This is a genomic window from Erythrobacter donghaensis (genome assembly GCF_001557325.1).
In the GTDB taxonomy this organism is placed as follows: Bacteria; Pseudomonadota; Alphaproteobacteria; order Sphingomonadales; family Sphingomonadaceae; genus Erythrobacter; species Erythrobacter donghaensis_B.
The window spans coordinates 1-2,525 of the sequence record NZ_LSJS01000034.1 but is presented as its reverse complement, the minus strand read 5'-3'; the positions used below and the strand labels follow the sequence as shown (position 1 = coordinate 2,525).

The 2,525-nt window shown below is 60.4% G+C and carries 2 protein-coding genes; one reads left to right on the top strand and one right to left on the bottom strand.

The window, feature by feature from the left end:
• A partial coding sequence (locus AX692_RS00685) for a hypothetical protein (protein ID WP_155646239.1) occupies nt 1–310 on the bottom strand: 310 nt, incomplete at its 3' end.
• A 956-nt stretch (nt 311–1,266) separates the two neighbouring features.
• On the opposite strand from AX692_RS00685, the gene AX692_RS19405 reads away from it, so the two are divergent.
• On the top strand, nt 1,267–2,525 hold a 1,259-nt coding region (locus AX692_RS19405; protein WP_196491744.1), incomplete at its 3' end, for a tetratricopeptide repeat protein.

The following is a 2,525-nucleotide window of genomic DNA, read 5'->3' as shown; positions in this document are numbered from 1 at the left end:
CCGTGTCACCAGCTGGTGCGCCACCGGCAGGCTCGCTCATCTTCTCGCGCGGGGTCTCATTCCCGCCGACTTCGGATTCAAGCTGCGCGGCCAGCAGCATTGCCACCGGGTTGGACGACTGGCGGGCATAGGCGGCGAGGTCCGCGGACAGCTTGGCCTTCTCGACCCCGGCAGCTTGCGGCGTGGTCGCAGCCGTGGATTCGGCGGAGCGGTTGGTGCCGGTGCGATCAGCATCCTCAGCGAGCACGGGGCCGGACAGCATGGCAAGACCAGCAGCGGTGGTCATCAGGCGAATGGCATTCTTGGTCATGGTGATCATCCTTCATCAGAAAACTGTGACAATGCCAGGTCGGTTATCTGCCCGGCACACCATCTTGGTATGGGCATTTTGAGGCAGTTCCAACTTATGGAGTTGGCAAGCACGACCCAAACGGGCAGCGCGACCCCCTCTTCTTGTTGGCAACATCTATGGTGCTGAGGTGCAAGTCAATCATTGCCGCTGTCAAGATCTGGTCATCGTAGCAATTCTTGCGGAAACGGTAAGTTGTCACGGGTGCTGGCTTGTCTTAGCCTCGTCCCATCAGATGTTCGAAAACAACCAAACCAGTACCGAGTTCGAGAAAGGAACTTGCCATGCTTTCGAAGAAGAACGCTGCGACCGACCCAGGCGCGAGAAGCATAGTCATCGGATGCCTTGCGGCTTTTGCAGCCCTTGCCGCGGCCGGCGGCTCGCCAGCCTTTGCCCAGCAAGCCTAGGTCCAGTCGCAGAATGTGATCGTCATTCCGGAATATCGTGCGACGCCGTATCAGGCCCAAACCCCGCGCGTCCAACGCGCTTCGCCCTTTCAGCCGCTCGTCCCGCGCCCGCAGCAGGCCTCGCCCTTCGAGGCGGTCCAGCCCCGCCCCTATCAGCCACCGGTCCATCGCCCGCTGGTTGCCGAGCGCCTGCTGCGCGAGCAACCGCAACGCCCCCAAGGGCCGCAGCGACCGCCGCGTTAGGCGGACGGCTGGCTTTGTTGGGGAATGTCGCGAAACTGGCGCTCCTCTCCGGATAAGGAGTTGGCCTGCGCTAACCAAGGGGTGGGATTCGTGAACGCAAAGGCAAGCGCGTTTCGGGTGACAGTGTCGAGCCTCGCTCTCGCGATAGTGGTGCAGTCTAGTGGGCTGAGCGCGTTGGAAGTTGGCAAGCCGCAACCGCGGTTCTTTACTGACCCTGCGCAATTGGCCGCCTTTGCGCCGAGATGTGCGGAGCCCGAAATTCGTCCCATGACGCCCACAGAGTGGGTTAATTACAGAAGCTTTACAGATGAAGCGATGGCGGCTCGCGCATCAATGCAGCTGGCTGATTCAGAGGAAGCTTGGCGTAAAGTCCTTGCCATTTTGGAAACTACCTGCGGCCCTCAACATCCCTACACGGCCGCCGTTCTCACCAACATTGCGTACATCCTTGACGTGCAGGGCCGCGAATTAGATGCCGAAGCACTTTTCAGGCAAGCCCTTCAGATTCGTAATTACGCCCTTGGCCCTAATCATCCCAGTACTGCCATCAGCCTGTTCAATTTGGCAGTGCAAATTGACAGTCAAGGTCGAGCCAAGGAGGCTGAGCCGCTATTTCGCCGCGCGCTTGCAATTGATGAGATGATGTTTCCTCTTGAGGAGCAAACGATCACACTCAGGGTCGCTGCACTCGCAGCAAACTTAGATCAGCAAAAGCGTTATAGTGAAGCAGAGCAACTTCATCGCCGTGCGCTGGCGAACGCCGAAATAATTGGCCTAGACCTGCCAATTACCGCAACAACCCTTAATGGCCTTGCGAACAACCTCCGCGCGCAGCGGCGATACGCTGAGGCTGAACCACTTCTGAGACGGGCTTTAGCGATTTTCGAGGCTTTGGAGATTTTCGAGACGGTGCCGGGCAGGGAGCACCCCTACACTGCCGCTATTCTCAACAATCTGGCTGGCACCCTGCTTAAGCTTGGCCGCACCGATGATGCAGCATTGCTTAGTCGCCGAGCAATGGCGCTATACAAGAAAAATCACGATGATAATCGGCATCCAAATGTGATTAACGGCAACATGTGGCTTGCGCTCACTCGCTTGTCTTGGCCCGACCTGAATTCTGCGGCCCTCTTTCCCGCTCGAGATGCACTTACCGCTTTGCGATCACGTTATGCGGATTTGGATGCGGGGGGCATTCGCGGTGAGCGGCAACAAGAGCGTAATTTCGAGCGTATCCAGAGGGCTGAACGCCTTTTCGCCGACGCCGCCTGGGCTCGCGGCGCTGCGTTCCCTTCCGAGGCCCCCGGCCTGCGTGTGGAGAGCTTCGGCGCGCTGCAGTCTGCGGGCTCTGGCCCTGCGGCGCGTGCGATCGCGGAGACGGCGGCGCGGCGCTATGCGGTGGAGGCGGGGGCAGGCCAGCTGGTGAGCGAGCGCGCGCGGCAGGTGGAGCTGTGGGCGGCGGCTGAGCGGAGGAACATCGCGGCGCAGGCCCAGAGCGGCGGTCAGGACCGGGCAGCGCGCGAGGC